A 26,853-nucleotide genomic window follows, 5' to 3' on the forward strand; every position below is an offset into this window, starting at 1 on the left:
TTAAGCAAAGTGGCACTGCCTGGTTGGACTCGGCGCTTCCCACCCGCCCGTTGTCACGCCCCTTGCGCAGCTCCGCACGGCATCACCCCCGTCGTTGCATTGCCCTTCGCACGAAGATTCTCGCGATCCAATCCCGCCAAATACCTGACGCTTGCGAGTTTCCCCACCAGAAAACCGACTGCCGGTTTGAATTGCTATTCCCGACGCAGAAAGGCCCAACGTCATGCCCCACCTCCATCCACGCACCACCGTACTCTTCGTGTTGCTGTTCGTCGCCTCCACTCTGGTCCCGGCTTCGCTTGCAATTGCCCAGCCCTGGCAAACACTCTATGGCGGACTCCGCAGCGAAGCATCCCGGGTCACCAGTGAGTCGCTTGACGTCCCTTTGACCGAGGATCATTGGGAGGCAACCGAACAGGAACGCCGCGAAAAGTGGTTGGAGATGCTGGGACTTTCACCGCTGCCCGAACGGTCGCCGTTGAAAGCCACCGTCACGGGCACCCTGGACCGTGGCGACTACATCGTCGAGAAACTTCACTTCCAAAGCCTTCCTGGCGCCTATGTCACCGGCAATCTTTACCGACCCGCGAAGCCGCCTCAGGAAAAGCTGCCGGCGGTGCTCTACCTTTGCGGCCACTCGCAAGGCAAGGTCAACCCCAGGTACCAGGCCCATCCACGCTGGTTCGCGCAACACGGCTACGTCTCGCTGGTGCTGGACCCGATCCAACTGGGCGAGATGCAAGGCTTCCACCATGGCACGTATCGCGGCCAGCGATGGGACTGGCCCAGCCGCGGCTACACGCCCGCGGGCACCGAGGTCTGGAATGCGATCCGCGCCTTGGACTATTTGCAGACGCGATCGGATGTCGACGGCGAGCGTCTTGGTGTCACGGGACTGAGCGGCGGTGGCGTGATCTCCTGGTGTCTCGGCGCAGCCGACGCACGCGTCAAAGTGGTTGTCCCGGTCTGCCAATCAGGAAGCATCCAGCAGGTGGTGACAGATCGCTCCACCGACGGACATTGCGATTGCGCCTTTTGGATCAACTACTACCAATGGTGCTGGCCGGATATCGGAGCGTTGATCGCGCCGCGCGCTCTGATGATTGCCTCAGGTTCCGAAGACATCCTGTGGCGACCCGACGGTTATCTGCAAACCGCCTATCGTCTTCGCCGGCAGTACGAACAGCTTGACGTGCCGGATCGCTTCGCGATGGTGCAGGACGTCTCGCGACACGGATACACACCAAAACTTCGTTTGGCCATTTTCACCTGGTTCAATACGCACCTGAAGAATGACCCGACCCCCGTGACCGAGGACATCACCGATTTCGTCGAACCCGAGGAGAACCTGTTGGTCTTTGGCGGAACCTTACCGTCCGAAGACCAAATGACGCGCGTCGACGAACTGCTGGTGAAGAACGCCGATATCCCCCAAATCAAAGACAAGTCCGATTGGCAGACCTATCAACGCACCGCGTTGCAGAAACTGAAACAAACGACCTTTCGACATTCGCTCTCAAATGATCCGCCCCATCGGCTGGAGTTCCGATCCGATGGCAGGGATCAGGTTCTGACCTACGGGTCGCAGATCTTTCAGTCCGTCGACGGGATGACGGTCACCGTCAAAACCACCCGGCCGATCGACAGCGAACAGAAACTTCCGGTCTTGGCATTTGCCGTGCCCGAATCCGCGGAGAAAACGTTCGCCGGTGGAAGCGGTTCGCGGCCGTCCGTGGACGGTGCGATTTCCACCGCCGCCGTGGAAGTTCGCAACACCGGAGCCACGTCGGTGGGTCCGGGATATCTGTGGACGGCCCGCCGCAGCTACCCGCTGCTGGGCGAATCGCTCCCCGAGCGGCAGGTCGCCGATCTGCTTGCTGCCGTGAAGCTCATTCGCGAGGACCAGTCGACGTCATCGGTCTCGGTCTACGGCAAGGGCCCCACCGCAGCGCAGGCGATCTACGCCGCGGTGTTGGATCCGGAAATCCGGGAAGTCGTGCTGAACCAGCCGCCGAAGTCGCACCGAGATCCGGAAACGGCGGAGTTCTTGGGGGTCCTGCGGGTCGGCGACCTGCCGCAAAACCTGGCCCTGGTCTTCCCCCGGCCGATCACGTTCATTGGCGAGATCCCCGAGCCCTATCGGTGGACCCAACGTCTTTACGAACGATTGGGCGCCGGCGATCGGATCCGAATTCTGCCGAGCGTCCGTCAGTGGCAACCCTCCCAAACCGAGCAGCCATAGCCGAACGGCGGTCGTCGCGTCAATTCTCGGCGAAGATCCGCACCAAATCCATCGACGAGACCAGACCGAGTAGTTTCTGTCCCTCGCCGACGATGGGAATGTGATGAATTTGGTGAATGACCATCAATTTGGCGATCTCTTGAAGGGAATCCTTCTGTTTGGCGGTCACGACGCTGCCGCGCATCGCCGATGCGATGCTGGTTTCGGCTAAACGGGCTCGTGATTCCTCGCTCAACTTCGCGACCAACTTGGCGGTACTTGATTCATCTTCTTCCGGGACCTTCAACTCGTCACGAATCAGCCGCAACAGATCACTTCCGCTGATCAAGCCCTTCAAGAAGCCGCCCTCATCAACGACCGGCAGAGCCGAGACGTGATGGGTACACACCTTGTCAACCGCATCAAAAATCGTTTCGTTTTCTTGAACGGTGATCGGCTGGCGCTGCATGGCGCTGTGTGTCGGGACCGAATCGGCTTTTGCAGTATTCATCTTGCTTTCTCCGATGCAGACGAGGGGGTGGGGAAATGCGACGAAGCCCACGCGGGGAAAACGATCGTGCTGCGGCAGGTGGCGGAAGCGGTCAAACTCGCACAGCGCTCCGGTGCGACGATCCGGACTCGCACACCGACCTAATTGAACACGCCGTTTTCGCGTCAAAAGATGCCGATTCTTCGTCATTCCCGCGCGGCTTCGTCGTCCGCATCCGAGATGGGCAAGTTCTATGCCGCAGCGACATCCCAGCGCGATGTCGTTCGCGTTCGCTCGCATTCAATCGGAATCGCGGTGCTTGAACAGGTCCAAGAATCGGTCTTCGTAATCATTGAAGACGCCCAGCCGGTCCAATTCGTTTTTTAGCTCGTAAGCACGGCTGCGATCATTCTCGGCGGCCAGAAACAGGGATTCGATTCGCTGCTCGTCATCCTCCGAGAGCGCGGACTCCCCGCGCCACTGCTCACCCGGAAGCATGGATTCCTCGTCGCTGGGTTGTTCCGAATCGCCATGTTGCAACCGCCGACGAACTTTCTCCAGCAGTTCCACCAACTGATGCTCGGTCGTCTCGGCATGGCCGGCCAATTCGGCGAAATCCAAATCGATTTGCGCCACCTTGGCAAACACGCGGAGCACGGCCAGCGAAGATTTCGGGTACGGCATTTGCGCAAACAAGTGGGGCATTTCTCCTAGCAAACAAATCGCGGGCATGCCCTTCTCCGCTGCCGCGGCCAGTAAGATGCCGTTCAGTCCGCTGACATGGCCTTCGGTCAGCAGGTGCACGTCCTGGTCTTCGATTTCGTCCAACAGCGACTGTTCCGTCGCGGCTGCGAAAACGCGGGCGTCCTGGCCCGGCTGCATCTCGGTTGCCATCGCTGCGAAGGTGAACACACGCTCCACATCATGCTCGGCGGCAAACTCGATCAGTCGCTCGCAGAACGCATATTTCCCGCTGGATGGTTGTGCCTCGCCAATGAAGACGAGCACATCGCGACTGCCCTCGGGGGCTTTCCAGGCGAAAACGCGGTTACGTGGACGGTTGGGTTTCAGGATCAGCCCGTCCTTGACCAACGCGGCTTCGACATCGAACAAGCCTTCGCCAGAGAACTCCGCAATCTGCAACATGCCCAGCTTGGCCATCAGGTAGTATCCGGCGCCCGAGGCGACGTGCCCCATGCCCGGCCAGACGGCAATCATCCACGGTTTTTCCGGTTTTCTCGACTCGTTCATGCTAATCACTCCCCGCATTGGCATCGCCAGACCCGGCCAAATTGGCGGCCCGACCGATACCATGGCAAATTGCAAAAACCGCGCCGCCGCTCCGGTGGTCGGGCAAGATTGAGATCTGGAGTGACGCCGTTGTCGCCTGTTCCGCTGACGTCAACCTGCGGAGTCAACGTCGCGGACGCACTTCGGTACGTTCGGACGGAGGGGCCGCGGAAATGAACGCGCCAATCAGGCGCAATCAGTGGCGGACGGTCCGCCGATTGCATCACGCTAATGGAATGATTTGGCTGTCCCTTCCTTTCCCCGAGAGCCTGAATCCATGACAAGTGAAACGGTCTACCAAAACGTTCACGGTTCCGAAGAGTTTCGCGTCGTTTTCACCAGCGACGCCGACGACCCCAACGGCCTCTCCGCAGAAATCGTCGGTGACCCCCTGCATCGTAACCGGAGCGACAGCATTCCCGCATTGGCCGCGGCGGTGGCCAAGACCAAGCATTGGATTGGCGATGTGATGGACGACGTGCAATGGTCCGACGCGCAAAAAGCCTATCACGGGATTCGAGCCGTCTTGCACACACTGCGTGACCATCTGACGGTGCAAGAATCCGCCGATCTGGCAGCGCAATTGCCGATGATGCTCAGGGGCCTGTACTACGATGGCTGGCAGCCCGCAGCTGCCCCGAAACGCGACCGGACGCGGCGCGACTTTCTCAAACACATTTCCAAGGCGTTTCCGGATGACTCCAGCGTCGATCCCGAACGATTGACCATCGCCGTCTTGAAAGTTCTGCGACGTCACGTCAGCGAGGGGGAAATGAAAGACATTCGGGCCATCCTGCCCGCTTCGCTGTCCAAATGGGTCGCCTAGTAGCTGGACAGCGCCACTTTCCATCAATAACACCGAAACTTGCAGTCCGATGAGCGGCTAAACGCTATCCGCCGGATGAGGCGAGACAACCCGCCGCTAGCGCCACGCGGCTCACCCAAAGCGAGACAACCCGCGGCTAGCGCCACGCGGCTCACCCAAAGTGGCGCTGTCCAGCCAGGCGTGGTGCCCCATTCATGACCGCAGCCGACCAACGAATTCACCCGCTTCGCAATCCGCAAGTCTTGTGCTGGGTGTTGTACGACTGGGCCAACAGCGCTTACACGACGCTGCTGATTACCGTCGTGGTCGCGTATCTGCAGCGGATCGTGTTTCCAGCGGACCAGTGGGGCAATGTGGGGCCGATCGTCTGGGCCTGGGGCATCTCGTTGTCGATGTTCCTGGGCGCCCTGCTCAGCCCCATCGTCGGGGCAATCGCCGACGCCCACGGAAACAAACGTCGGTGGCTTGGCATCACCGCACTGGGCGGCTCGATCGCTTCGATCGTGCTGGGCTTGGTTGCGCCAGGCCACTACGTCCTCGTGGTCGCTCTGTTCATTACCGCCAATTTGATGTTGGAGCTGTCGCTGTCGGTCTACAACGGATTCTTGCCGGAAATCGCCACCGAGCGGGAGGTCAATCAGGTTTCGGCCTGGGGGTTTGGATTGGGCTACGTTGGCGGCGGCATCGCGTTGCTGCTGGCCTTGGGGATCATTCAGTTTGGCGACCGGATCGGATTGACGGCGGTCGAAACTCGTTTGCGTGCCGGCCTGGTGCTGATGGGGTGCTGGTGGGGCATTTTTACGCTGCCGGCGCTGTGGGTCTTGTCCGATTCACCACCTCGGTCCCGTCCGGAATCGACCACCGCAACCGCTTCGTCCAGCTTTCGTGATGTCGTGCGGACGCTCAAAGGTCTCCGATCGAATCCTCCGCTGGCATTCTTCCTGGTGGCCTTCCTGTTCTACAACGACGGCGTCCAGACCGTGATCAGCCAATCATCGACCTTTGCATTGCAGGAATTGGCGTTCACCGAATCCGACTTGATGGGGGTGATTCTGATGTTGCAGTTCTTGGCCCTGCCGGGCGCCCTGCTGGTAGCGAAACTTGCCGACCGTTTCGGGGAGAAACCGTCTCTGATGGCATGCCTGTTGTTGTGGGTCGGCGTGCTGACAACCGCCCTCTTCATCCGTTCGCAGATTTGGTTCTGGGTTCTGGCAGCAGCCATCGCTCTGGTTCTCGGCGGCACCCAGTCGGTCAGCCGATCGATGATGGCCGGGATGATTCCGCAGAATCGCAACGCCGAATACTTTGGCTTTTTCAACCTGTCCGGAAAAGCAACCAGTTGGCTCGGAGCGTTTCTGTTCGGTGCAATCTTCGCACTGACCGGAAACTCTCGCTGGGCAATTTTTGGCTTGTTGCCATTGTTCTTGATCGGTGCAGGCTTCCTGTCACGAGTTCGCCCGGCGCAGCATGTCGTCCGCGGTCAACGTGACGCCCCCGGTCCATGTGAAGACCCCGTTCAACGTGAGAACCTTTGAGCACCCCATCGCGGGACGAATCTTCCGCACCGGTCGACCGGGCGGGTACGGCATTTGCCACTCAGCTTGCTTCATTCCCTCGCTCCCGGAAGCCATTTGCGAGCTGGCAGATGACTCAGGCGGAGCGGTCCCCGAACATCTTTCAAGGAGAATGGGCCCATGGCAGAGACAATGACTTCCGCCGAGTGCATGCATCATGACCACCGACATTGGGCAAGTGATTTGTCGATGTGGCGGGACGACGTGCAATTGTGGCAAGACGCTTGCAACTCCGCGACGAATGAATTGCAGCGACTGCAGCAGCGGTTGCAGGAACACCACCAGGCACTTGCCGGTCATGTCGATCAATTGGATACGCACCAGGGCAATTTCATGCAACACGAACACACCGTGGTGGACCAATGCCGAAACTCGCGAGAAAGCGTCTCCAGTAGCGAGCACGCCGTATCCGAACACGCAGACGAAGCCGCTTTGCACCAGCGGATTCGGGACACCCACGAGCAATTGAAGAAGCGACATCACACCTTGATGGCGCATTTGAAGATGCTCAAGGCGACACTCGATGCCGAATTGTCTTCTTGACGTTCCCCATCGCGAAAGACCAGTGTCGGTCTCTGCCAGGCTCGTCGCCGAACGGCGGACAACCACTCCTTTGCGGCCGGACGAGGCATGTGCCATTTTGCGCGTTTTGTGACAGAAACGCGCGTCGAAGTGTGCGTTCGATTGAAGAATGATCGTGCTCGGCGAAGCCGTCGGTTCCCAATTCTGGCTTCATGAGGCCGGAGCGAATTTGCGGAGCAGCGCGACGACCTCCTCGTCCTCGACGGGGTCGAACGACCGGTAGACTTGTCCGACCGCCGAGAAATCCGACGGCATTTCCAGACAGATCGTTTGATCGCACTCTCGAGCGACTTCGCGAGCCCGCTGCGGTGCGGCAACCGGAACAGCCACGATCAGTTGGCTGGGGTTTTGCGTTTGAACGACCTGGACCGCCGCCAACAAGGTCGCCCCCGTGGCGATGCCATCATCGGTCAGGATGACGGTGCGACCGGCCAGCGGGACCGCGGGACGGACACTGCGGAAAAGATTCCGACGCCGTTGAAGTTCGCGCTGCTGCGTGGCGACTTCGTCCTGCAGCATCTGGTCATCGATCCCCGCAATTCGATCCCGAAGCTCATTCCAATACACCCGTCCCTCCTCGTTGATCGCGCCGATCGCCAATTCCGGTTGCCACGGACAACGCAGTTTGTGCGCCAGCACAATGTCCAAGTCGGCATGCAGGCGCGAGGCGATTTCGGCGGCGACGACCATGCCACCGCGTGGGACCCCCAGCACGACCGGACGAACCATCGGCACGTTATGTAGTTCCTCGGCTAAACGGCGTCCGGCATCTTGACGGTCATGAAACATCGTGTGCTCCTGGAAGGATCCGCTTCGCTCTGCCGACATCGGGCCCCGCGCGGTCACCGGTTCCGCTGATTAGAACCGCGTCTCACGGTGGTACCTGCCCGTTGGCCGGCGGGAGATAGCGGCAGCGAGATAAGGGCTTGCGGGCGCGGGTGAGGGGTTGGGCGTGGCCCCCGAGTTGCTTCGAGGGCTGACGCGGTGTCGAATTGGTGCGAAAGCTGTGCCAACCTTTTGTCAGAGGCCGACGAATTGGCGGCTTCGCTTCCTGGTCCGATGAAGCATCGATGGATGATCAAGTGACGACGGAGTTCAGCCTTGAGCAAAAGCTGCAGGCGTTGCGGCGGCCGGAGATGTATCCGGGCATCGCCACCGCGGTGCAAGCGGTTCAATCCCACATGTCATGGGTCTTCTTAACGGACCAGTATGCCTTCAAGTTGAAGAAGCCGGTTCGAATGCACGAGCTTGATTTCGTCTCGGTCACGTCGCGTCACACGGCGTGCCGCCGCGAAGTCCAACTCAATCGCCGCCTGGCGCGTCACGTGTATCATGGCGTGCTACCGTTGCAAGTCCGCGACGGTCAGCTGCACCTCGGCGGTGAAGGACGAACGGTCGATTGGCTTGTCTGGATGGACCGCCTGCCAGCCGAGAAGATGTTGGACCGCACCATTGGGGACGGAACTACCCGACGGTCGGACGTGCGGCGGGTGATCAGCTTGCTGGCGGATTTTTACGTTCGGTCCAGGCCGGTATCGATTTCGCCGGCGGTCTACCGACACCGAATGGTCGATGGCGTGCTCACGACAAGGCGTCGCTTACTCGCTCGCCCATTCGGATTGTCGCGTCGGCAGGTCGCTCAAGCTGCCAAACGAATCGCCGCTTCAATCGACCGGAATCATTGCGAGTTGGCCGGCCGCGTGTGTGGCGGTCACGTCATTGATGCTCACGGAGACTTGCGTCCGGAACATCTTTGCCTGACCGATCCGCCGGTCATCATCGATTGTTTGGAGTTCAGCCGCAGACTTCGCCAGCAAGACACCGCTTCGGAGATTGCTTTCTTGGTCATGGAATGCGAAAAGCTGGGAGATCGAACGGTTGGCAGTTGGGTCCGGCACGCCTACTTCGAATTCACCGGTGATGACGTTTCTCCAGAACTGCGTCGACTGTATGAATGGTTGCACGCGTTCTCACGGACGTACCTCGCGATTTCGCATTTGGAAGACGCCGACGTGGAGAATCCAACCAAGTGGATTCACGCGGCACAATGGTACCTGGACCGGATCACGCGGACCGTTGCTGGCGGTGCCGGTCACACAGAAAGCAGGTCAACAATCGATCCGCCGCCATTCAGGCAATGAATGGCATCACCGAACAGTCCCACCGTTTGGACGATGCAAAGTTTCTGCTCAACAAATGCCGGAGAAAGGAATTGCGGCGGAACGGTATCTGAAATCACGACCTGGTCCAGGGCCTTGTCTGACAGTATGGATTCTGCCTTTTCCGAAAAGACCCCGTGCGTCGCGGCCGCAATGACTTCGGCCGCGCCCGCCTGCCGACATGCCTTTGCGGCATTGACCAACGTCGTCCCGCTGCTGATCAAATCATCGATCAGGATCACGTTTTTCCCCTGGACTTCACCAACAAAGGCTCCGGTGCTGACCACGCCCTCGCTGCGTTGCTTCTGCAAAAAACCACTGGAAATCTCAGTCCCCAATCGACGTTCCAACGCACTCCGAAACAGGTCGGCGCGCTTGACACCGCCGACATCCGGCGAGACCACGGCCAACTCCCCGGCCGGGCCGGACGACGCAAAGTGTTCGACCAACAAGCGCGTGGCTTCTAGGTGATCAGTGGTCACGCCAGAAAACGCATTCTGAAACGCCGCCAAATTGTGCACCTCCATGGTCACCAGATGATCCAGATGCACCGCTTCAAACAGCCGGGCGACGTACCGCGTGGTGACGGGATCCCGCGATTTTGTTTTTCGGTCCTTGCGCGCGTAACACAGGTAGGGAACGATCGCGGTCACCCGTCCCGCCGATGCGTCCCGCAGGGCTCCGATGAAGAACAGCAGGCGACACAATTTGTCGTTGGCGGAATGCTCCGAGTCGCCAAACAGCGATGCGACGACGTAGACGTCCCGGTTGCGAACGCTGCACAGCGGCCGGATTTTGTGCTCTCCACCGTCGAAGTCTCGTTCTTCGTGGGGACTGACATCCAGCCCTGCCCGCGCGGCCACTTGCCGTCCAAAATCCTCGCTGGATTTAACCGCGAAAACCATCGGCCTGTTGTGGTTCATCGAAGCTGTATCTCGGAGGCTTGTGGATGGGACACCCGAACGGAACGAATCACCGCTTGCGTTTCTTTGCTGGTTTGGGGCGATCGGCGTCGACTGAGTTCAGGTAGCTCAACAATCGGTCGCGGAGTTTCTCGGCGGTCTCCGATTCTTCGTCGGAGATGTCATGGCCCTGTTCCGTCGGATTCGCGTCGACATTGTAGAATTCGTGTCGGTCCACGTTGCCGTTGCGTTTCCAAAACAACATCAACTTGTTCGGACCCGATCTGGCCGCGCTGAACAGACGATTCGGACGATGGAAGATGATTGCATCGGCAGATCGCTGGGGAGGCTTCGCATTGGGATCTCGCAACAATTCGAGAATGCTGGCGCCATCAATCTCTTGCGGCAACCGTTTGGGATCTCCATCGGCAATCTCGTAAAACGTCGGCAAAAAATCGTAGCCGACGACCGGAACGCGGCACACACTACCCGCCGGAATCCGTGGGCCTGCCGCCACAAACGGGACTCGCACACCGCCTTCATACAGACTGTGTTTGGCGCCCGTGAGAGGCCGATTCGTTTCGGGGCGTCCCGCGTCACCACCGGGAACGGAACCGCGACCGCCGTTGTCCGCGGTCAGAAACACGTACGTCTCCTTGTCGATCGAAAGCCCGTCGATCGTGTCCAGCAACCGGCCGATATTGGTATCAAGCTCTTCCATCATTGCCGCCCACGCCGGGGTGTACGCCCGGTCCGGAGTTCCTTTTTGTTGATACTTTGTCAGCAGTGCGTCGGAGGTCACCACGGAGAGGTGCTGCGCGTAGTAGCTTACCTGCACGTAGAAAGGCTTTTGCGTGTCGACGGACTGCCGCATGAATTCGATTGCCGACGTCGTGATCGATCGACTGCGTTTGGGGTCCACGTTGTCAATAAAGTGCGGCGGCCCATCCGCGTGACCACCGTCAATTCCCAGACTGCGTGGCATTCCGCCGGTGTTATTTCCCGTCATTCCATCGCTGGCATCGTATCCGCACTCATCCGGCGAGGAGATCATTTGCTCGCCCCATTTCCCGAAGTGCGCGCACCGGTAGTCTTCACAAGCCTGCTTCAATGCCTTGGGAATGGTCAGGTGTTCGCTGGGGACCCAATCACTCTTGAACTCCGGACCACTTCGTGCAGCCGATGTCCCGCACTGGATGCTTCGTCGGGTCGGCGTGCACAGCGGAGCCGGTGAATAGCCGGCGGTGAAACGCATTCCGCGGTGAATCAACTCGACCATTCGCGGAGTTTCCAAATAATCGGATTTCGCATCCGGGAACGACGGGTCCATCGACTGCGACAGCTGACTCCAACCCTGATCGTCGGTCAGAATCAACACGATGTTCGGCGGCTTGGCCGGATCCGCCCCCCGCAGTTGCGCATGTGCCGATTGCATCACGACGACGGCAACACCCCAAATCACACGGGAGACGATCGGGCCGAAAGATCGTTCGCGGTGGGACCGTTGGCAACCGACGTGGGGGCGGGCGACCACGTGAATCATGTTGAAGTCCGGTGGCTGAAGTGCGGGCGATCGCGTCTCGGGCAATCGCCGAAACGCCGGTGGAAAGCCGCTCAATGACGAGAGACGCGACACGAGCTTAACGAAACGTCTTGAAGCAGCCGTAGTGTCTTCCGTCGTCACGCTCGCGTCAAATCCGCCACACCCTCGGTCGCGGACCTGCCCCGACTTCTCACAAAGTCATGATTCCGCCGGGGGCCAGGGAACAAAACTCGTGTTTTCCGTCCTTGGAAGAGCAGAAAAAACGCGTGAAGTGACCCGCGTGCGCGACGGAGTCGCTAGAACGAAGAGGTGCGGATCAAAGACGACGCGGAGACCGAAACATGAATCGTCAACTCCTGATACTGTTTGCGGTGTTGTTTTGCGGTCCCATTGGCAGGTTGGCGAACGCGCAGAATCGCGAGCCGACCACCCCTTCTTCGATTCGCTGGAATGAGATTCCAACCGTTCCGACGGACCAGCCCACCCTGCATCGCGGGATTGTTATTGGTCCCGACGGGAGCCCGATGGAAGGGGCCAGAATCTTTGCCGCCAGCACCATCGAGTTCGCAAAGCAACGACAAACCGACGCATCGAACGACCTTGGCAAAGTGCGTGCGGTCACGGATTCTTTCGGTCGTTTTGAATTTCACGCGCCGGATCTGACCTGGCAACCGACACCGGAGACGCGGAAACGCTGGGAAACACTGCTGGTCGCGACGAAGGAAGGTCTCGCCCCGGGTTGGATCACCACGTGGGGCCAGGACCGTGGATTGCGTTCTCATCATCATCCAACGCGCACGAAGAAAGTCGCAATTCGACTTTCCCGACCCACCAGCGTGCGTGGCCGCTTGATCGACGCGGATGCGAATCCCGTCCAGGACGCACAGGTACAGATCACGGCAGTGCATGTTCCAGGCAAGCGTGATCTGGACACACACGTCGCTCGACTGCGGGGTTTGACTCTGTTTTCCTCCGTGCCCAGCTACGAATCGACTTTCTCGCGTCCGGCTCAACTCCCCGGGATACAGATTGAGGAACGGACCGATGCCAACGGCGAATTTGTGCTCAAAGGCGTTCCGGCTGACAACGTCGTCACGATCAAGGTGACTCATCCCGAATTCCAGACGACCGACCTGACCGTCGCGGCTCGACGGATGGACGATATCTATATCGCCCCCAACCAATTTGACGATCAAAGAAGATTGGTCTTACTCGGTTCCGGTTTCACCCACACCTTAGCCCCGGGCGTCACCGTGCGCGGTGTGATCCGCTACGACATCGGACTGGGTGTCGGCTCCCCGGTGGCTGGTGCAACCGTCGCGGTGGCAAACCACAATGCTGCCGACGGCATGTCGGGACGACACTACAGTACGGATGCAGATGGACGCTTTGAAATCACAGGCCTTGGCCCTGACTACCATGAACCGGGATACGTCATCGCCGTTGCGGGTTCCTATCAAACGCCGATCGAATCACGCCGGTTTACCGTCCATCCGAACCGAGAAAATCGGATCGAGGTTCGCGCTGCCGTGCCGTACCGACTGAGGTTGACGGACCAGGACGGTCAACCTGCCAGGCGCGACGTTTACTCGATCGTCGTTCAGCAAAACCCAGATGAAATCCGACGCGGTGTGACGGACGTTTTTGACCGGCCCAAGATGGTTGCCCCGGGTATCTACGAGGGCATCCTTCCGATCGGACCTGGTGCGGTGATTGTCCAGCGAGGCGATCAACGTGATCGTCCCATCGCGGTGGACCCCAAATCGTTTTTTGAACCCGGACGCACGGATTGGACCGCTGCCGAATCCGTGTTTTCCTACGGGGATCAGTGGCAGATCACCCAGCCCGGCGTCATCACCACCGAGAAATTGGCGCCGTACCGAAATCGTCCACACCGCCAACTGGACATGGCCGCGGTTGTCTTTCGCGATGCCGAATCGACAAGTCCGCCATTGGAGTTGTCCGCCCGGATCATTCAGGACATGCCTCCTGAAGTTCACCTGGTCGACGATCGCGGCGAATCGGTTGCCGGGGCACGCATGACACGTCAATCGCCGCAGAACAGCAAAAAGGACCTGCCCTCCCGCTTCCCGCTCCCGGGCTTACATCCCGAAAGAGCCGAATTCATCGAATTCCAGCACGAGGATCGGGGACTGATCGGGTTTATTCGAGCGACTCAGTCCACAGGCCCCTTCGAAGTGGTGATGAAACCTGCTGCAACGATCACGGGAAGCTTTGTCACTTCAAAAGGGCAACCCACCAGCGAATTCGGTGCGATGCTCTCCGGCGCGGTTCCCCCTGACAGCCATCTCGGGAACTTCATTCGTGACACACCGCTGTCCCCGAAAGGCCGGTTTGCTCGCCGCGTGGCTCCCGGTGAAACCTACTCCGGACAGTTGGTGCGCCGTCGAAACCGACAATGGTATCCGCGTCCGACCATTGGCCCCGCCTTCGAACCGGTGACACCAAAACCCGGAGAGATCGTCGACTTGGGTAGCATCACCGTCCCGGATTGAATCGCAATTTGCAGCGCAATGAGCGACAAGACCTTAGCCGCCGGTTGAGGCGAGAAAATCCGCGGCGAGCGCCACGCGGCTCACCCAAAGTGGCGCTGTCCAGATGGGTTCTGTCTGCCCCCCAACGCCGAATCAATGCTGCGCGGCTCCGGTATCCGGTGCCTTTGGTTGCCCGATCAATCGACGTGCCAACGGCCCTACCGAAAGTCCTTGGACGACGATCGAAAAGACCACCACGCCGTACGTCACGGTCAGGAAGAGGTCGCGGTTCATGTCCTCGGTCAACTGCAATGCCAATGCGATTGAGATTCCGCCGCGGAGGCCGCCCCAAGTCATCATGGTCAGCGAATGCGGTACAAAATTCAGCCGTTTGGAAAACAGCCAAACCGGAACCAATAGAGATAGAAACCGCGCGGCGAGTACGAGGGCAATTGCGACCAGTGACGCGTATAGGTACCCGGGCTCAACGTGCAAGATCAAGATTTCCAGCCCGATAAGCACGAACAGAATCGCGTTCATCAGCATGTCGACCATTTCCCAGAAATGATCGAGGTACTTTTCCGTTTGCGCCGACATCGATCGGCCTCGCGCCGCATCACTGCCCACGATCAACCCCGCCACAACAATCGCCAGTGGCCCCGAGACGTGCAGCGCCGCCGCGAGCGAGTAGCCTCCCATGACACACGCTAGCGAGATCATGATTTCGATCTCATAGTCGTCGATCGATCGCATCATCAGGAACACCAACGTTCCGAGCACGATCCCCAGCACGATCCCGCCTCCCACTTCCACCAGAAACAATTCGGCAATCCCGGCGAAAGACGATTCGCCGTGCATTTCTGGTGGGGGTGATGTGTTCTCAAGAGTCTCCGCGCCCGGATCAGAAAAGGATTCCGCGACCGCCTCCGACGTCGTCATCCCCGGATCGTGAACCGTGGTCGAGTAGGATCCGCTGGAAGCAATTCCAAAGACCGTCAGGAAGACCACGACTCCCACACCGTCGTTGAACAGCGACTCTCCAACGATCTTCGTTTCCAACGCTTTGGGCACGCCGGCCGTCCTCAAGATGCCAAGAACAGCGATCGGGTCCGTTGGCGAAATGAGGGCACCGAACAACAAGCAGTGAATGAATTGGACGTTCAAACCCAATGCATTGAATGCGAAGTAGGCACCGGTTCCCACCAGCATCGTGGAAGCCAAAACGCCCAGCGTCGAAAACGTCAGAATGGGCCATCGCTGGACCCGCAATTGATCGAAATTGGTGTTCAAGGCTCCCGCGAAAAGCAGAAACCCGAGCATGATGTCAAGCAGCACTTCTTGGAAATCAATCGATCCGATCAATGCTTGCGCGTAGTCCAGGATTCGATCGTTGAACCATGCGCTGGCATGGACCAACATGGTGAAGGCGATCGCGACGAGCATCAGACCGATCGTCTTGGGAAGTTTCAAAAACCGGACGTTGATGAAACCAAACACGGCCGCCAGGGCGACGATGACTGAAGTGATGCTGAACAGATTCATTGACGTGTGACACCCAAAACGCACCGACGGCAAAGCGGTTGTCATAGTGAAATAAGCGTCGGCATGGAAGTCCAGCCGCGGCCGCCACCGCCTCGCTGTCGGGCTCCGCGGGGGAACGCACCGCTCGCTGGCTCCGGTATCTGAACTGGCCGGCCGGAGGCTGCCGGCTATCCGGTTCCAAGGCGGGAGCCTGGGAACCAGGGTATTCATTCTCGCTGGCGGGCTCCGCCCGGGAACGGGCTGCCCGCTGGCTTCGCCAGTTCCCTGTTGCCGCTACTCGCCCGCAGCCTCCGATTCCAATCCTGCCGCCTGTTTGGCGAATCGCAGAGTCCGCTGGCCGTCGTACATCGTTTCGCCTTGCATTCGCATACCGACTTTTTCGAGCACACGAATTGAGGCACCATTGGCTGGCAGCACCAAAGCGATGACTTCATCCAAGCCCAACGTTTCGAAACCGTAGCGAAGGCTGGCGTTGCAGGCCTCGGTCGCAAGGCCCTGACCCCAATACTCCGGTAGGAACCGATAGCCCACGTCGACCGCGTCTAGATCGGGCAAATACTTCAGGCCGCAGAATCCGATGACGCGTTGAGTCCGCTTCAGAACACAGGCCCAACGTCCAAATCCGACCACATCAAAGTCGGGGTACGCCGCGATCGCTTCCCGCGCCTCATCCAACGAGGAAATCAACGGCTCGCCGGTGAAACGCATCACGGCGGGATTGCCATTGAGCGTGAGGAACGCAGCGGCATCCGCGATGGTGAAGGCCCGATGAACTAGCCGCTCCGTTTCAGGACCGATTCTGGCGGGCGGTTGATCCGAGCACATGCGTCTTCCGAATGAATGCGAGTTTCCGCCTCTGTCAGAACGACAGCGGACGGCATGCCACTTGACTGCTGATGCGAAGTCACCGTCAACGGCCAGGCTGCCGACCACCGCTTTTGATATCATGTTTCTCGCTGGCAATCAGCCGAGATTTTGCATGGCCGTCGCCGGCGATTGTTTCTGCTTCCGCGAAACCAGGCATCTGCGACTCGACGGACTCGTTCACGTCCCTGCATTCAGCCGCCAAATTGCAAAGTTCAATGCCGATGCAAAGGTCACCCACGCGAGATACGGAATCATCAATGCGCCGGCCACTTGCGACACCGTCCAGAAGCTCGTGAGTGTTAGCGCGATCGCCAACCAGAGCATCAGTATTTCGGCGAATGCCCAGCCGGGAAGATGAAACCCAAAGAAGATCCAAGACCAAGCCACGTTCAGCAGCAGTTGGACGACGAACAACGCCAGCGGCAGTCGCCTGCCGCGAAACCCAGTGTCTTTCCAAACAAGCCAGACCGCGATCGCCATGGCCAGGTACAGCGTCGTCCAAACGGGGCCGAAAACGGCATCCGGCGGATTCCAAGAGGGTTTCCTGAGGTCCGCGTACCAGCCTGCAATCTCTGGCGTGGTCGCAATCGCGCCCAGACCGCCGGCGCCCAAACAGATGACGATCCAGACCACCAGGCCGATCCACTGCGTGCGTTTTTTCAATGGCATTTTCGTGTGGACAACGAAAAACGGGATTCAGGAAGCCAAAGGATCGACGTGCCGATTATCCGACCGGCCCTTCGAGAATACGATCGAAACGCGGGCCGCCGGGCCTGTCGGAGCGTTCAACCGTGAAGCCCTTCGATTGCTCGCCGATCTTCACGATACAGCGCACCGACGTCCCCAGGAATGACCCGCCCGCTGGATAACCCCGATCTCATGAGAAGCCTCTACTTTTTCGGTTGGCCCAGCAGGTACGGCGGTGCGGACACCAAGGCTGCGCATCTTCTGGGACTGCTGGCCGGACACTTGAAGATCACCGTCGTGCCAAATTTCCCGGAACAGCTTGAGCAATCGGAGTGGACGACCTTCCTGGACTCACTTCAGATTCGATACACCTCCCTCGACAGGCTGCCGGGCAATCTCAGTGGCGTGGCACTCGCACTCTGCAACGATCAATTCTTTGTGCGTGGTTTGCACAGGGAAGCAATCAAACGAGGTCTGAAGGTGATTTGGTCTTCCGAAATGATGTGGCACCACCAACAAGAGGTGCAACAAATCAAAGCCGGATCCGTCAGCCGGTTGTTGTACGTGTCCGAGGTGCAGAAGGCGACGCTGAATTACGAATCATTCTGCGACGTTCCCACGCGGATAACAGGAAACTACATCGACCCCAGTTGCTTTCCCTTTGTCGATCGCGACAACACCCGTGGCATCACGATCGGTCGGTTGTCACGAGCTGCCGAAGAAAAGTACCCGGAAGACTTTCCCGTTTTTTACGAAGCGCTCGGCATCCCGGACGCCCGTTTTCGAGTGATGGCGTGGTCCAGCGCCTTATCACAGAAGTACCGTTGGCATCGGTTTGACCAGCGCTGGGATTTGTTGCCAGTCGAAGCCGAACCGGCCGCAAGCTTTTTGCAGAGTCTGGATCTATTCGTGTACCCGCTGGGCCACCAGTTTACTGAATCGTGGGGACGCTCCACGGTCGAAGCGATGCTGACGGGCGCGATTCCGTTGGTTCCCGAAGGACACAACTTTGGGGAACTGATTGTCCACGGCGAGACGGGATTCCTATGCGGCGACTTCCTGGAATACCAGGAACACGCCTTGCGACTGTCGAGAGAGCCCGCCAGTCGGCGCAAAATGTCTTTGGCATGCCGCGATCATGCGGTCACCGAGCTGTGCGACACCAATCGACACCGGGAATGTTGGCTGGAGGCTTTGGATGTCTGAACCACGGTTCTGCTATTGGTCCGTCACCACCGGACCGTACGCGGAAATGATGGCGTGTTGCATCCGCTCGGCGAGAGCCGTCGGGGTGTGCGAGGAATTCCACGTTTGGACGGACCGTCCGATCCCGGGCGCGATCTGTCACCCGTGCGGAAAATTCGAATTCAAGAACTATCTCTTCAAATTCGATTTCCTGAAAAAGATGCGAGATCTGAATTTTGAATTCTTCGTGTTCCTGGATGCCGACAACTACTTCGTGCGACACCCGGGTGACGTGATCGCCAGCACGCAGGGTGCGCCGTTGCATGTTGTTTTGGAAAGCGACTGCACCCGAGATTCCAACACGCGACCTGACTGGTGGGGATGCCCGCTGAAACGGTTCGTCCAGCTGATGACAAAGGCTGGGGTTCGGAGCCGATCGGTGTTCAACACCAACGCCGGATTCTGGATCGTCCACCACGAGGTGATCGACCGCATGGTGGATCTTGCTTTGAATTTTTGGAACGATTGCCACGCCAAAGGCTATCGGTTCACGGAAGAAGCGCCATTGGCCTACGTGGGCCACATGTTGATGGGGAATCCCTACGCCCACGTGCTGGAGTCTGATTCCGCCCTGTGGGCTTCCGATTGGACCGGGTGTTTCGAAAACCGAATCCCCGATGGCCGGCCATGGCAGTTCGTCGATTACCTCGACGGCCATTCCTTTCGAGTCGATCCGGCCATTGTGCATTGCATGCGTTCCAAAAGTGCGATGCTGTCGCACGGGCGACGAAGTTCGTTCAACCAATGAGAGCCGCGAAACGCCGTGGCTCGTTCCCGGCGAGCCGGTCGGTCACGCAAATTGGCCCCGAACCGATTGCGTTGAAATTGCTGAATCCCTTTCGCGGCGGCTATAATTCAGTCGGATACGGCAACACAGGCATCCAGTCATGTCGAAAGGAGGATCGATCCGTGAATCGGCCGACATTCCGCGATTGGCCGGCTCCGCTACGGGCGGGGCGAGCCGCCGACGCGTTCAAGCGATCGGTCCGCGCCGCGCTGACAGTCGATTCGAGATACTCGGAAGGGTCAGAGGATGGCCGACGATCGATCGGATGCGAAAATCGGAGAGGCGAAGTGGCCGATGAGTGAGCCGCGGCAAGGCCCTCTTGAGCAGCCGCCCCTCTCTCGCGAGCAGCGTGTGGATCGCTGGTGCGACAAATTCAAGCGGCAGTGGATAACGGGCGAGCAACCTCGAATCGAAACCTACTTGTTGGGAGCGGTCGGAACGGATCGGGACAAGCTGCTTCGCGCGTTGGTCACGTTGGAAATGACGCTTCGCGCTCAAGCCGGCGACCGAGTCGATCCTCAAGAGTACCGTCGCCGCTTTGCCGACGACAGCCAGGTCATCGATGACGCGATCGAATCCTTGCGAACTCACCGGGACCTCGGGCAGTCGACCATTTCGACCGACGACCAGCAGGAAGAGGCCGAATCCTACGAGTATTTCCTGACTCGATCGAACCTGCAGAAAGATCTCCCGGAGAAGATCGGTCGTTACCAGATCATCCGCGCGCTCGGGCGTGGCGGGTTCGCCATCGTCTATCTGGCTCGGGATATCGAGCTGGGCCGCGAGGTCGCCCTGAAGGTTCCCCGACTGGAGCGTTTTGACAGCCAGCAAGCACTGGAAGTTTTTGTGGAGGAAGCCCGCAAGGCGGCCCAACTTGATCATCCGGGCATCGTGCAGGTGCACGACGTGCAACGAGAACCGGGGCTCGTTTATATCGTGCAGCGGTATCTGCCAGGCGGCGATTTGGCTCAGACCATGCGCGAACATCGCCTGCCTGCTTCACGAATTGCAAAGTTGATGATCGCGATTGCCGAAGCCGTTGGATACGCACACCAACATCGTTACGTCCACCTGGACCTGAAACCGGCCAACATCCTGCTGGATCGGGACGGCAATCCGCACGTGGCAGATTTTGGATTGGCCGTCCATGAGAGCATGCAACGTGACTTGAAGGGGCATGTGCGCGGAACCAACATCTACATGTCCCCGGCGCAAACGCGCGGGGAAGTTCATCGACTGGATGGGCGCAGCGACATCTGGAGCCTGGGCGTCATCCTGTACGAATTGCTTACCGGACAGCGACCGTTTACGGGCAAGACTCGAGAGGAAGTTTTTGACCAGATTCAACACTTGAACCCACGACCGCCGCGGCAGGTCGATCCGTCAGTCCCGGCGGAACTGTCGCGAATCTGCCTGGTCTGCCTGGCAAAACGGGCCGCCGACCGCTATCCATCCACGGCCGACCTGATCGACGACTTGCGGCATTGGCTGGAATCTGGGGCGCGTGACGGTAGCACGGGAAGTCCACCCTCTGCTTCGGCGGCGGATCCGGGCGATCAACCGGTGGCGAAGCTGATCCCCCAAGGCCTTCGCAGTTTCGAAGCCGAACACGCCGACTTTTATTTGGACCTGATGCCGGGCCCCCATGATCGCGATGGACTTCCGAAGCGAGTCCGATTTTGGAAGACGCAGATTGAGAAGACGGATCCCGACGAAACATTTCCGGTCGGCGTCATGTACGGTCCTTCAGGTTGCGGAAAGTCTTCCCTGGTCAAAGCGGGATTGCTGCCCCGTCTCAGTGAAGCGGTGCTGCCGATTTATGTCGAAGCCACCGCAGCCGACACGGAAGCCAGGCTGGCCAGGGCGATTCGAAAACGGTGTCCCGACCTGCCGGCGGAATCCGATCTACCCGACCTGATTGCCCAACTCCGCGACCAGGGTGGCATTCGCGGACGAAAGGCTCTGATCGTCTTGGATCAGTTCGAACAATGGCTCCACGCACATGAATCTCGCGACGAGAGTCACCTGCTGCCGGCGCTTCGACATTGTGATGGTGGCGTGGTGCAGTGCCTGGTATTGGTTCGCGATGAGTTCTGGATGTCGGCCACCCGTTTCATGCAGGCGTTGGAAGTGCCACTGGTGGAGGGCCACAACTCCGCAGCCGTCGATCTTTTTGATCGAGATCACGGCGAAAAGGTACTTGCGGCGTTTGGCAGGGCCTACGGCAAGTTGCCAAACGAGCCGACGCCGGAGCAGGCCCGCTTTCTTCGGCGTGCCGTCGACGAATTGGCCCAAGGTTCCAAAGTCATTTGCGTCCGATTGGCGGTCTTTGCCGAAATGATGAAGAGCCGCCCTTGGACTGAAGAAACCCTTGCCGAAGTGGGCGGTCCCGAAGGCGTCGGCGTGACATTCTTGGAAGAAACCTTCGCCGCGGAAACGGCTCCCCCGTCCCATCGGATCCACCAGAGAGCCGTCCGCGAAGTGTTGAATTCCCTGCTGCCCGATCCCGGCACGGAGATCAAGGGAAAGATGAAGTCCTATCAGGAATTGCGCGCTGCCTCCGGATACAAAGATCGCGAACGGGATTTCGATGCCCTGTGCAACATTCTGGACAGCGAAGTCCGGTTGATCACGCCAACCGAACCCGATCAGATTCCCGAATCCGGAATCGAGGTTTTCCAAAGCCCGGCACGATACTACCAAATCACGCACGACTTTCTTGTTCCGTCGCTGCGGGACTGGCTGACCCACAAGCAACGAGAGACACCGCGTGGTCGGGCCGAACTGCAACTTGCCGATCGAGCCGCGTTGTGGAACAAACGGCCCGAAAAACGCAGCCTGCCCAACGTGCTGGAGTGGATTCGCATTCTGATCCTGACGGACTCCAAACGGTGGCAGGAGCCCGAACGGATGATGATGCGGCAAGCGACGAAATCCCACCTGAGAGTCTGGGGAACCGTGCTGGCCGTCTTGCTGGCCGTTGGCATTTCGATGCAGCGGTACATCGCACACCTGAACGACCGCTCCAATCAGTCGGTAGCGTTGGGTTACGTCCAACAGTTGGCCAACACCACGCCGCAAGGCCTTCCCGCATTCGTGGAACTGGTAAAGACCTACAAGCCTCAGGCGATTCCACGGCTGGAGCAAATCGCAGAGCAGGAACAGGCGACCGATAGCGCGAGATTGCATGCCGCGTGCGCGCTGCTGGAGCTTGGTTACTCAGACTTTTCGTTTCCCGTTGCTTCAATTCGCAATTGCCAGTCAGGGGAATGCCCCAATCTGGTCACGGCACTCTCGCTCGCCCCTGATTCCTGGCACGACGCGCTCGATCGGCAAGCGTCCGAAGCGGCGTTGGCCGAAGATCGATCGTTTCAAGCTCGACTAGCGATCCTGTTGCTTTATCTGGGGAACCCTTCGGCCGCGCAGGAAATGCTGCGAATCCGGAATCAAACCGACCGCGGCCAGCGAACCGCATTCGAAACCGAGTTCATCGCTTGGCACGCACCGCTCTCCGAGCTCGCCGGGCACGTCCATCAAATTGATGAGGCAGGGTTCCGTTCCGGAATTTGCAACGCCATGGGAGTGGCGGATCTCTCGAATGAAACCGGCGACGAGCAACGTACCCGACTGGCCCGCTGGACCCCGCTGCTGAACTCCTGGTACGAGAACGACACCGACGCGGCGGTCCACAGCAGCGCTGGCTGGTTATTGCGCACCTGGAATTTGGACCTGCCGCAAATCGACAACCGTTCCGTCAACGACTGGTATCAGACACCGGTGGGCATGACGTTGGTGCGTTTGCCGCCGTCGGCAGCTTCTTCGGCCTCAAGCGAATTATGGATCAGCGACCGTGAGATTTCTGTCGGCCTGTTCCGTCGCATGATGCAAGATGAATCGTATGCCAAGAACTTCCCGAATGAATTTCCGCAAGATTGGACCGGAGTCGATCAGGCCGTCAGCCCGACCGACGAACATCCCGTGCAATTCACGAATTGGTACGACGCGGTGGCATTCTGTAACTGGCTCAGCCGCTCGGAGGACTTGCCACCGTGTTACGAGTTGACCGGAGAGAAGGAAGAGGTTTTTGGGGATCTGTTTGATGCCTGGCGACTCATCGATGGGGCAACCGGGTACCGGCTGCCGACCGAACGCGAGTGGGAGTATGCCTGCAATGCCGGAGCAAGCACTCGATATTGGTTCGGCGACGATGCCCAATACCTCGGCCGTTACGCCGTGTACTCGGTCAATTCCGGAACGAAAACGGAGTCGGTGGGAAGCAAGCCGTGCAACGACTGGGGATTGTTCGATATGCACGGGAATGTTGACGAGTGGTGCGAGACACCGTTCTCGGAGCGCACGCGAGTGTACAAGGGCGGAAGCTGGTTCAGCACGTCGGTGAAGTGCATGACGTCGCAAAGTCAGGGAAACGGCCCGATTTTCCGGGGTTCCTACCTGGGATTTCGCGTCGTCAGGTCCCAAGCTCCCGAGGACCACGTTGCCGACAGCCGAAGTGATTTACCGCGATCTTGAAGTGTGATGGTAGGCGGAGGTCGCCGCTGAAGACTTCCCTGCGACGACCTTGGACAGGGCAAGGTTTGGCGGCCGAACCGTATTTTTCATGCACCCGCGCATCACTTTCAGTAGACTGGTCCCGACGGCGGAGTTCGGACCTTTCAATCCATGTCGGGAGAACCAACTCATGAGCGATCACGATGAATGTGCCCACCTGGGGCCCTACGATCAAGACCATGCGGTCATTTTTCATGACCTCGGGCCGGGCCAGTATTCATTTCACGTCATTGAACTGAGTGAGCTGACTTTGGGATTCATCCAGAATCCCAAAATGGCGATCTTCAAATTGCCCCGGCACCGCTGCTGTCTGGCGACGGTTTACACCACCGACTCCATGGCACATCTATGCTTCGAGGTCAAGCTGCTTCCGGAAAGTGAAGCTGCAGCGACACAGCAGGCACCGACGGCCACCACCTCATCGTCATCGTCCAGCAACTACTGCTACCATCAGGGGTGCGAGCCCTATCAGATCGAATGCCCTCCAGGTCAAGTGCCCGCGTGTGAAGTTCGTGAGGTAATCGTGGGAGATGTCACCACACAAAAAACCGTGATGCATTGTGTGACCCCGAATTCTTCTTCGTCGTCTTCGTCACGTTGACCTGGCCGAACGGTTCGTCCAAAACGCGTTTCGGTTCGGCAAAGGACGTGCTTTCCTGAGAATCACCTTTCCGGAGGGAGGGAGAACGCAAACTGCACGCCCTGCTAGCTCGAAGGTTTGTTGGGCACCAACTCCCAGAGCGATTCATTGACGATCGAATCGGCCAGCTGCGAAAAAGCGGCCTTCAAGATCTCTTGGTCTTGAGCGTCGATTTCGCCGGCGACACGATCAAATTGGACGGAATCGTCTGCCGCACCGACGGCATCTTCTTTTAAGAACACCACCGGTGGATTGATCATCCACTCGACAAAGTGTTCGGCCACGGCCGACGTCAATTCGGGCGTCTGAGGATCGAAATCTTGATCGGCGACCAACACGAATTGCGTCGGCTTGATCGCTCGCCCCCACAGGCGATCGCAACCTCGCTGCAGCACACCGGCCAAACGGTGTCGAAGGAAGGTCACCTGTTCCTCGAATTCGGAGCTGAGGTAATCCTCCAAATTGCCTTCTTCGGAGCGCAGCAGCGGCACAAGTTCACCAGACAACTTGATCGCCGCGACGAACCAGCGTTGTCGTTGTGTCTCGATAAAGACCAGCAATAACCCTTTCTGCTTGTCAGGCTTCTTCATCATTGACTTTCTTGAAATCACCAATCGGTTGCACCGCCTGCAGGCCGTCCAGCTCATTCAACAACAAATCACCGGCCCGCCTGACCGCCTGGACCGAATCGTCATCCGGGCCCTCAGCGGTGGAAAGCCGCCCGATCAGTTGACGCGAGGATTCGATGTAGGACCGCGTGTCGGCCAAGAACTGCCGCCTGGCGACAAGAGCATCGTACTCTCCCGCCGCCTCGCGCAGGACCTCGATCAATTCGTCGGGGTCCCAGGGCTTGGTGATGTACCGATACAAACCGCCGGTGTTGATCGCCTCAATCACCGCCTTGATATCGGCGTATCCGGTAAAGATCATCCGAATTGCGTCGGGGTATTCAACTTTCACACGAGCCATCAGCTCCGCACCGGTGACATCGGGCATGCGTTGATCGGTCATGATCACGTGAATCGGATGCTCATCCAGAATCTGGAGCGCCTCTTCGGCACTTTCCGCGGTGAACAGATTGAACTCTCGACGCAGCAGCCCTTTCAGCGAGAACAAGATTTCCGGTTCATCATCGACCAGAAGAATGGAGTGTTTCTTCGCACCTGCTGTCATGACACGCCTCGGATTATTCTTTTGCCGGTCGGAGAGGGAGACGCACTCGGAACGTCGCACCACACTTGGACTGACTATACACCTCAATCGTGCCGTCGTGGTCGCGAATGATCCCATGGCAGATTGCCAATCCGAGGCCCTTGCCTTGACCAACCGGCTGGGTGGTGAAGAAGGGTTCAAAGACGCGTGGTAAATGGAGATCGCTGATACCGCAACCCTGGTCCGCGATTTCAATCACCGCATGATCCTGTTCGGCGCAAGTTCGGATAGTGATGGTCCCCTTCGGTTCACTCGCCTGAATGGCGTTGCGCAACAGGTTGTGAAACACTTGGTGGATCTTGGCCGGCTGGCATCCGACACGCGGCAAGGTGGAATCGAGTTGAAAATCGACCGCGATCTGCTTCGTCTCCAGTTCCAGGGACAGCACGTCCACGGTGGACCGGAGCGCCGCGTTCAGATCCAGGTTATCCAATTCGGCTTCGTCCAGACGGGCAAAGTCGCGGAGGTTCTTGACGATCTCCCGAACCCGGCCGATGCCATCGAGCGAGCTGTCGAAAAGTCGCGGCAGACTCTCCAAGATCCATTCCACATCTTCCTCCTGCTCGATTTCGGCGACCTCTTCCAACATGTCCGGAACGCTCTCGGGGTCCGCCTGACGGATGGCTCGGTACTTTGCCAGAATTCCCGATAGAGACGTCGCCTCGCGGCGCAGGACTGCCAGGTTGTTGGCGACATAAGAAATCGGGTTGTTGATCTCATGTGCCATGCCGGCGGCCAGCTGGCCCAATGACGCCATTTTTTCTGATTGAACCAGTGCGGCCTGAGTCTCTCGCAGTTGATGGTTCTGCTCTGCGAGCGTTTGTTCCAATTTGATGATCCGCTCGCCCTCGCGGACCCGAACGCGCAGCTCCTGCGAATCACAGGGCTTGATGAGGAAATCGTCCGCCCCCGCCTCCATGGCTTCGACCAGGGCTTCCTTTTCGGTTTTTGACGTCAGCAAGATGATGTAGGTGTAACCCTGGGCGCAATGGGCCCGGATCTTCTTGACCAGCTCGACGCCGTCCATCCCGGGCATCATCCAGTCGGTCAGGACCAGCGGAAACGGTTGCTCCTGAAACTGCTTCCAAGCCTGTTCTCCATCTTCGGCCTCAACGACCTCGTAATGGAATTCCTCGAGCAAACCGACCAACACCCGTCGCATCAGGCCACTGTCTTCGGCAAGCAACAATCTCATCGGGCGTCTTCCCTCAGCTCTGGTCCT

At 58.8% G+C, this 26,853-nt stretch carries 21 protein-coding genes; 10 read left to right on the forward strand and 11 right to left on the reverse strand.

Annotation, left to right across the window (positions count from 1 at the left end; all coding sequences use genetic code 11):
• Positions 1-223 precede the first annotated feature (223 nt).
• The gene (locus FYK55_RS12660; RefSeq protein ID WP_150076789.1) at positions 224-2,242 is read left to right on the forward strand and encodes an alpha/beta hydrolase family protein; all 2,019 of its coding nucleotides are present in this window, start codon (positions 224-226) and stop codon (positions 2,240-2,242) included.
• Between the two features lie 19 nt (positions 2,243-2,261).
• On the opposite strand, the gene FYK55_RS29075 is transcribed toward FYK55_RS12660, so the two are convergent.
• Both FYK55_RS29075 and FYK55_RS12670 read right to left on the reverse strand, forming a co-directional pair.
• Positions 2,262-2,732, reverse strand: coding sequence for a CBS domain-containing protein (locus FYK55_RS29075; RefSeq protein WP_161604473.1), 471 nt, complete (start codon positions 2,730-2,732; stop codon positions 2,262-2,264).
• 279 nt (positions 2,733-3,011) lie between these two features.
• Positions 3,012-3,962 carry a PAC2 family protein gene (locus FYK55_RS12670; RefSeq protein WP_161604474.1) on the reverse strand — a complete coding sequence of 317 codons (951 nt, stop codon included), beginning with the start codon at positions 3,960-3,962 and terminating at the stop codon, positions 3,012-3,014.
• 316 nt (positions 3,963-4,278) lie between these two features.
• Between FYK55_RS12670 and FYK55_RS12675 the strand changes: the two genes are divergently transcribed.
• The 3 genes from FYK55_RS12675 (at position 4,279) to FYK55_RS12685 (ending at position 6,944) form a co-directional block, all read left to right on the forward strand.
• The gene (locus FYK55_RS12675; protein WP_150076792.1) at positions 4,279-4,827 is read left to right on the forward strand and encodes a DUF2267 domain-containing protein; all 549 of its coding nucleotides are present in this window, start codon (positions 4,279-4,281) and stop codon (positions 4,825-4,827) included.
• 194 nt (positions 4,828-5,021) lie between these two features.
• Positions 5,022-6,362, forward strand: coding sequence for an MFS transporter (locus tag FYK55_RS12680; protein WP_150076793.1), 1,341 nt, complete (start codon positions 5,022-5,024; stop codon positions 6,360-6,362).
• Positions 6,363-6,521: 159 nt separating this feature from the next.
• Entirely contained in the window at positions 6,522-6,944 is a 423-nt protein-coding gene (locus FYK55_RS12685) for a hypothetical protein (protein ID WP_201743702.1), read from the forward strand.
• A 189-nt stretch (positions 6,945-7,133) separates the two neighbouring features.
• Here the strand turns inward: FYK55_RS12685 and FYK55_RS12690 are convergent, their stop codons facing one another.
• Positions 7,134-7,772, reverse strand: a complete 639-nt coding sequence (locus FYK55_RS12690; RefSeq protein ID WP_150076794.1) for a phosphoribosyltransferase — start codon at positions 7,770-7,772, stop codon at positions 7,134-7,136.
• Positions 7,773-8,053: 281 nt separating this feature from the next.
• On the opposite strand from FYK55_RS12690, the gene FYK55_RS12695 reads away from it, so the two are divergent.
• Complete coding sequence (locus FYK55_RS12695) at positions 8,054-9,124, forward strand: hypothetical protein (protein ID WP_150076795.1); 1,071 nt, start codon at positions 8,054-8,056, stop codon at positions 9,122-9,124.
• On the opposite strand, the gene FYK55_RS12700 is transcribed toward FYK55_RS12695, so the two are convergent.
• Together FYK55_RS12700 and FYK55_RS12705 are read right to left on the reverse strand one after the other, a co-directional pair.
• Positions 9,076-10,065 carry a ribose-phosphate diphosphokinase gene (locus FYK55_RS12700; protein WP_150076796.1) on the reverse strand — a complete coding sequence of 330 codons (990 nt, stop codon included), beginning with the start codon at positions 10,063-10,065 and terminating at the stop codon, positions 9,076-9,078. The genes FYK55_RS12695 and FYK55_RS12700 overlap by 49 nt on opposite strands.
• A gap of 49 nt (positions 10,066-10,114) precedes the next feature.
• Positions 10,115-11,587, reverse strand: a complete 1,473-nt coding sequence (locus tag FYK55_RS12705; RefSeq protein WP_235908648.1) for a sulfatase-like hydrolase/transferase — start codon at positions 11,585-11,587, stop codon at positions 10,115-10,117.
• A 341-nt stretch (positions 11,588-11,928) separates the two neighbouring features.
• On the opposite strand from FYK55_RS12705, the gene FYK55_RS12710 reads away from it, so the two are divergent.
• The gene (locus tag FYK55_RS12710; protein ID WP_150076797.1) at positions 11,929-14,103 is read left to right on the forward strand and encodes a carboxypeptidase-like regulatory domain-containing protein; all 2,175 of its coding nucleotides are present in this window, start codon (positions 11,929-11,931) and stop codon (positions 14,101-14,103) included.
• A gap of 132 nt (positions 14,104-14,235) precedes the next feature.
• Here FYK55_RS12710 and FYK55_RS12715 read toward each other — a convergent pair whose 3' ends face one another.
• From FYK55_RS12715 to FYK55_RS12725, 3 genes are all read right to left on the reverse strand, one after another.
• Positions 14,236-15,624: a cation:proton antiporter gene (locus FYK55_RS12715; RefSeq protein ID WP_161604475.1), complete on the reverse strand. Its 1,389-nt coding sequence runs from the start codon at positions 15,622-15,624 to the stop codon at positions 14,236-14,238.
• A gap of 273 nt (positions 15,625-15,897) precedes the next feature.
• Positions 15,898-16,449, reverse strand: a complete 552-nt coding sequence (locus tag FYK55_RS12720; RefSeq protein WP_150076799.1) for a GNAT family N-acetyltransferase — start codon at positions 16,447-16,449, stop codon at positions 15,898-15,900.
• 219 nt (positions 16,450-16,668) lie between these two features.
• Positions 16,669-17,154: a TspO/MBR family protein gene (locus FYK55_RS12725; protein WP_235908650.1), complete on the reverse strand. Its 486-nt coding sequence runs from the start codon at positions 17,152-17,154 to the stop codon at positions 16,669-16,671.
• A 216-nt stretch (positions 17,155-17,370) separates the two neighbouring features.
• On the opposite strand from FYK55_RS12725, the gene FYK55_RS12730 reads away from it, so the two are divergent.
• The 4 genes from FYK55_RS12730 (at position 17,371) to FYK55_RS12745 (ending at position 24,380) form a co-directional block, all read left to right on the forward strand.
• The gene (locus FYK55_RS12730; protein WP_150076801.1) at positions 17,371-18,384 is read left to right on the forward strand and encodes a glycosyltransferase; all 1,014 of its coding nucleotides are present in this window, start codon (positions 17,371-17,373) and stop codon (positions 18,382-18,384) included.
• Positions 18,377-19,171, forward strand: coding sequence for a hypothetical protein (locus tag FYK55_RS12735; RefSeq protein WP_150076802.1), 795 nt, complete (start codon positions 18,377-18,379; stop codon positions 19,169-19,171). Before FYK55_RS12730 ends, FYK55_RS12735 begins: the two co-directional genes overlap by 8 nt.
• Before the next feature lie 285 nt (positions 19,172-19,456).
• Positions 19,457-23,740, forward strand: a complete 4,284-nt coding sequence (locus FYK55_RS12740; RefSeq protein WP_150076803.1) for a bifunctional serine/threonine-protein kinase/formylglycine-generating enzyme family protein — start codon at positions 19,457-19,459, stop codon at positions 23,738-23,740.
• A 169-nt stretch (positions 23,741-23,909) separates the two neighbouring features.
• A complete protein-coding gene (locus tag FYK55_RS12745; RefSeq protein WP_150076804.1) occupies positions 23,910-24,380 on the forward strand; it encodes a hypothetical protein in 471 nt (156 codons plus the stop codon).
• Between the two features lie 104 nt (positions 24,381-24,484).
• Here the strand turns inward: FYK55_RS12745 and FYK55_RS12750 are convergent, their stop codons facing one another.
• Genes FYK55_RS12750 through FYK55_RS12760 form a run of 3 tightly spaced genes read right to left on the reverse strand, consistent with a single transcriptional unit; the run spans position 24,485 to position 26,826 of the window.
• Entirely contained in the window at positions 24,485-25,012 is a 528-nt protein-coding gene (locus FYK55_RS12750) for a hypothetical protein (RefSeq protein ID WP_161604476.1), read from the reverse strand.
• Positions 24,996-25,592 (reverse strand): response regulator, encoded by a 597-nt coding sequence (locus FYK55_RS12755; RefSeq protein ID WP_161604477.1) that lies wholly within the window; start codon positions 25,590-25,592, stop codon positions 24,996-24,998. Before FYK55_RS12755 ends, FYK55_RS12750 begins: the two co-directional genes overlap by 17 nt.
• A gap of 13 nt (positions 25,593-25,605) precedes the next feature.
• Entirely contained in the window at positions 25,606-26,826 is a 1,221-nt protein-coding gene (locus FYK55_RS12760) for a response regulator (RefSeq protein ID WP_150076807.1), read from the reverse strand.
• Between the last annotated feature and the right edge of the window lie 27 nt (positions 26,827-26,853).

The organism is Roseiconus nitratireducens (genome assembly GCF_008629675.1).
Classification (GTDB): domain Bacteria; phylum Planctomycetota; class Planctomycetia; order Pirellulales; family Pirellulaceae; genus Stieleria; species Stieleria nitratireducens.

What these genes read in the sequence shown, in the direction of transcription:
- FYK55_RS12660 (WP_150076789.1), top strand. Translation starts at nt 224, where the DNA reads ATGCCCCACCTCCATCCACGCACCACCGTACTCTTCGTGTTGCTGTTC.
- FYK55_RS29075 (WP_161604473.1), bottom strand. Translation starts at nt 2,732, where the DNA reads ATGAATACTGCAAAAGCCGATTCGGTCCCGACACACAGCGCCATGCAG.
- FYK55_RS12670 (WP_161604474.1), bottom strand. Translation starts at nt 3,962, where the DNA reads ATGAACGAGTCGAGAAAACCGGAAAAACCGTGGATGATTGCCGTCTGG.
- FYK55_RS12675 (WP_150076792.1), top strand. Translation starts at nt 4,279, where the DNA reads ATGACAAGTGAAACGGTCTACCAAAACGTTCACGGTTCCGAAGAGTTT.
- FYK55_RS12680 (WP_150076793.1), top strand. Translation starts at nt 5,022, where the DNA reads ATGACCGCAGCCGACCAACGAATTCACCCGCTTCGCAATCCGCAAGTC.
- FYK55_RS12685 (WP_201743702.1), top strand. Translation starts at nt 6,522, where the DNA reads ATGGCAGAGACAATGACTTCCGCCGAGTGCATGCATCATGACCACCGA.
- FYK55_RS12690 (WP_150076794.1), bottom strand. Translation starts at nt 7,772, where the DNA reads ATGTTTCATGACCGTCAAGATGCCGGACGCCGTTTAGCCGAGGAACTA.
- FYK55_RS12695 (WP_150076795.1), top strand. Translation starts at nt 8,054, where the DNA reads ATGGATGATCAAGTGACGACGGAGTTCAGCCTTGAGCAAAAGCTGCAG.
- FYK55_RS12700 (WP_150076796.1), bottom strand. Translation starts at nt 10,065, where the DNA reads ATGAACCACAACAGGCCGATGGTTTTCGCGGTTAAATCCAGCGAGGAT.
- FYK55_RS12705 (WP_235908648.1), bottom strand. Translation starts at nt 11,587, where the DNA reads ATGATTCACGTGGTCGCCCGCCCCCACGTCGGTTGCCAACGGTCCCAC.
- FYK55_RS12710 (WP_150076797.1), top strand. Translation starts at nt 11,929, where the DNA reads ATGAATCGTCAACTCCTGATACTGTTTGCGGTGTTGTTTTGCGGTCCC.
- FYK55_RS12715 (WP_161604475.1), bottom strand. Translation starts at nt 15,624, where the DNA reads ATGAATCTGTTCAGCATCACTTCAGTCATCGTCGCCCTGGCGGCCGTG.
- FYK55_RS12720 (WP_150076799.1), bottom strand. Translation starts at nt 16,449, where the DNA reads ATGTGCTCGGATCAACCGCCCGCCAGAATCGGTCCTGAAACGGAGCGG.
- FYK55_RS12730 (WP_150076801.1), top strand. Translation starts at nt 17,371, where the DNA reads ATGAGAAGCCTCTACTTTTTCGGTTGGCCCAGCAGGTACGGCGGTGCG.
- FYK55_RS12735 (WP_150076802.1), top strand. Translation starts at nt 18,377, where the DNA reads ATGTCTGAACCACGGTTCTGCTATTGGTCCGTCACCACCGGACCGTAC.
- FYK55_RS12740 (WP_150076803.1), top strand. Translation starts at nt 19,457, where the DNA reads ATGGCCGACGATCGATCGGATGCGAAAATCGGAGAGGCGAAGTGGCCG.
- FYK55_RS12745 (WP_150076804.1), top strand. Translation starts at nt 23,910, where the DNA reads ATGAGCGATCACGATGAATGTGCCCACCTGGGGCCCTACGATCAAGAC.
- FYK55_RS12750 (WP_161604476.1), bottom strand. Translation starts at nt 25,012, where the DNA reads ATGATGAAGAAGCCTGACAAGCAGAAAGGGTTATTGCTGGTCTTTATC.
- FYK55_RS12755 (WP_161604477.1), bottom strand. Translation starts at nt 25,592, where the DNA reads ATGACAGCAGGTGCGAAGAAACACTCCATTCTTCTGGTCGATGATGAA.
- FYK55_RS12760 (WP_150076807.1), bottom strand. Translation starts at nt 26,826, where the DNA reads ATGAGATTGTTGCTTGCCGAAGACAGTGGCCTGATGCGACGGGTGTTG.